Source organism: Streptomyces sp. UNOC14_S4 (assembly GCF_020740835.1).
GTDB lineage: Bacteria > Actinomycetota > Actinomycetes > Streptomycetales > Streptomycetaceae > Streptomyces.
This window is the reverse complement of record NZ_JAINFC010000725.1, coordinates 1-2,847: the sequence shown is the minus strand read 5'-3', so window position 1 is coordinate 2,847 and position 2,847 is coordinate 1. Positions and strand designations below refer to the sequence as shown.

The following is a 2,847-nucleotide window of genomic DNA, read 5'->3' as shown; positions in this document are numbered from 1 at the left end:
CACCACCCCCACGCCCAGCGCCGAGTCCAGCGAGACGGGGCCGCCCTGGAAGACCACCCCGGGCTCCCCGGCCAGGGCCGCCCAGGACTCCAGGATGTCGCCGACACCGACGGGCGTCGGGCGGTTGAGGATCACGCCGAGGGACCCCTCCTCGTCGTGGTCGAGCAGCAGCACCACCGCGCGGTCGAAATTCGGGTCGGCGAGCGCGGGTGTCGCGACAAGCAGTCGTCCTGTGAGCGAGGACACCTCGGCCATGGGCACATGATCCCGCATTTCGGGCCGGAACGGGGCCCGGACGCCCACTCCGGTATGCGTCCGGTACGGCTTCGCCACCCGGCACCGTCGAATCGACGGCCGCCAACGGCTACCGACGGCTCCACCAGATAACCGGTAGCGACCGTTCCATTAACGGAGCGTGCTGTTGCCAAGCCATTACATGCCTCAGGCCCCCTTTCGCATGCAGGAGGGCCCCCGCGTCGCATTACCCTTTCTTCTTGCCCCCTGCCCAACTCCAGGAACGCGAGATCCATGACCGGCCCTGACGATGTCCTGCTTGTCCACGGCGGTACCCCGCTCGAGGGCGAGATCCGTGTCCGCGGTGCGAAGAACCTCGTGCCCAAGGCCATGGTCGCCGCGCTGCTCGGCAGCGGCCCCAGCCGACTGCGCAACGTCCCCGACATCCGCGACGTGCGGGTCGTCCGTGGCCTGCTGCAGCTGCACGGCGTCACGGTGCGCCCCGGTGACGAGTCCGGCGAGCTGATCCTGGACCCCTCCCACGTGGAGAGCGCCAACGTCGCCGACATCGACGCCCACGCGGGTTCCTCGCGCATCCCGATCCTGCTGTGCGGCCCGCTGCTGCACCGCCTGGGCCACGCCTTCATCCCGGGCCTGGGCGGCTGCGACATCGGCGGCCGTCCGATCGACTTCCACTTCGAGGTGCTGCGCCAGTTCGGCGCGACCATCGAGAAGCGCGAGGGCGGCCAGTACCTGGAGGCCCCGCAGCGCCTGCGCGGCACCAAGATCCGCCTGCCCTACCCCTCGGTCGGCGCGACCGAGCAGGTGCTGCTGACCGCCGTGCTGGCGGAGGGCGTCACCGAGCTGTCCAACGCGGCCGTCGAGCCGGAGATCGAGGACCTCATCTGCGTGCTGCAGAAGATGGGCGCGATCATCGCGATGGACACCGACCGGACCATCCGCATCACCGGTGTGGAGAAGCTGGGCGGCTACAACCACCGCGCGCTCCCGGACCGCCTGGAGGCGGCCTCCTGGGCATCCGCGGCGCTGGCCACCAAGGGCAACATCTACGTCCGCGGCGCGCAGCAGCGGTCGATGATGACCTTCCTCAACACCTACCGCAAGGTCGGCGGCGCCTTCGAGATCGACGACGAGGGCATCCGCTTCTGGCACCCGGGCGGCTCGCTCAACGCGATCGCGCTGGAGACCGACGTCCACCCCGGTTTCCAGACCGACTGGCAGCAGCCGCTGGTCGTGGCCCTGACCCAGGCCTCCGGCCTGTCCATCGTCCACGAGACGGTCTACGAGTCCCGGCTGGGCTTCACCTCCGCGCTCAACCAGATGGGCGCCCACATCCAGCTCTACCGCGAGTGCCTGGGCGGCTCCGCCTGCCGCTTCGGCCAGCGGAACTTCCTGCACTCGGCGGTCGTCTCCGGCCCGACCAAGCTGCAGGGCGCCGACCTGGTCATCCCCGACCTCCGCGGCGGCTTCTCGTACCTGATCGCGGCCCTGGCCGCCGACGGCACCTCGCGCGTCCACGGCATCGACCTGATCAACCGCGGCTACGAGAACTTCATGGAGAAGCTGCGCACGCTGGGCGCGAACGTCGAGCTGCCCAACGGCACCTCCGCCTGACCGTACTGACAGGCCGTAAGCGCCTGTACGGGCCATTCAAGGCTCCGTACAGGCGCTTTGCCGTACCAGGGCCGCACCAGGGGCTTCCGGGCGCCCAAACGGGCGTACAGGGCCCGGGAACGGCCCGAAAAGCCGAAAGGGCGGCCATCCCTTCCGGGATGGCCGCCCTCTGCGCTGGGGTCCTACAGGCCCTTCGTGGCCTTGAAGGACTTACTTGCCCTTCGCGGCTTCCTTCAGCTTGGAGCCGGCGGAGACCTTCACGCTGTAACCGGCCGGGATCTGGATCGGGTCGCCGGTCTGCGGGTTACGAGCGGTGCGAGCGGCACGGTGGGTGCGCTCGAAGGTCAGGAAGCCGGGGATGGTGACCTTCTCGTCGCCCTTCGCGACGATCTCGCCGACCGTCTCGGCGAACGCGGCCAGAACGGCGTCGGCGTCCTTGCGGGTCACCTCGGCGCGGTCGGCCAGCGCGGCCACCAGCTCACTGCGGTTCATGTTGTACTCCCGTGTTCTTCTTGCCATTGAGGCGTGAGATCGAAGCCGATGCTGCCAGGGCCCTCGGACAGTCCCCGGACCCGGGTCTGTTGCCAGACCCTCGCGCCCGGTTACGCATCCTGCCCCCACCAGTGGCGGGAAAGCCAATCCGGCACCCTGGAGAGTCACACGGAAAGCGGCACAGCCTCGGATACAGCCGCATTTCTACGGCCTGATTTCTGCCCGACACCTTATGGGCAGGTCGCGGGCCGGAGCACCCGCGACGCGCCGTGATCAGGCGGTCGTGGCGCCTGTCACAGCCGCGCCCGCGGCCTTCGCGGCCTCGCGGACGGCACCGGCGACGGCACCGGCGACCTTGTCGTTGAAGACGCTGGGGATGATGTAGTTGGCGTTGAGTTCGTCCTCGGTGACGACGCCCGCGAGGGCGCTGGCGGCGGCCAGCATCATCTCGGTGTTGACGGTGCGTGACTGGGCGTCGAGCAGGCC

3 protein-coding genes and 1 pseudogene are annotated in these 2,847 nt (G+C 69.4%); 1 reads left to right on the top strand and 3 read right to left on the bottom strand.

The features are described 5' to 3' along the window. The coding region (locus tag K6I34_RS34950; RefSeq protein WP_229332055.1) for a YqgE/AlgH family protein at positions 1 to 255 on the bottom strand (255 nt) is incomplete at its 3' end. Positions 256 to 528: 273 nt separating this feature from the next. On the opposite strand from K6I34_RS34950, the gene murA reads away from it, so the two are divergent. Next, positions 529 to 1,869: a UDP-N-acetylglucosamine 1-carboxyvinyltransferase gene (murA, locus tag K6I34_RS34945; protein ID WP_229332054.1), complete on the top strand. Its 1,341-nt coding sequence runs from the start codon at positions 529 to 531 to the stop codon at positions 1,867 to 1,869. Positions 1,870 to 2,079: 210 nt separating this feature from the next. Here the strand turns inward: murA and K6I34_RS34940 are convergent, their stop codons facing one another. Together K6I34_RS34940 and K6I34_RS34935 are read right to left on the bottom strand one after the other, a co-directional pair. Beyond that, positions 2,080 to 2,361, bottom strand: a complete 282-nt coding sequence (locus K6I34_RS34940) for an HU family DNA-binding protein (RefSeq protein ID WP_007382399.1) — start codon at positions 2,359 to 2,361, stop codon at positions 2,080 to 2,082. 273 nt (positions 2,362 to 2,634) lie between these two features. Further along, a pseudogene (locus tag K6I34_RS34935) lies at positions 2,635 to 2,847 on the bottom strand (NAD-dependent malic enzyme); the annotation flags it as partial.

Coding starts and splice junctions, on each gene's coding strand:
- murA (WP_229332054.1), top strand. CDS start 529: ATGACCGGCCCTGACGATGTCCTGCTTGTCCACGGCGGTACCCCGCTC.
- K6I34_RS34940 (WP_007382399.1), bottom strand. CDS start 2,361: ATGAACCGCAGTGAGCTGGTGGCCGCGCTGGCCGACCGCGCCGAGGTG.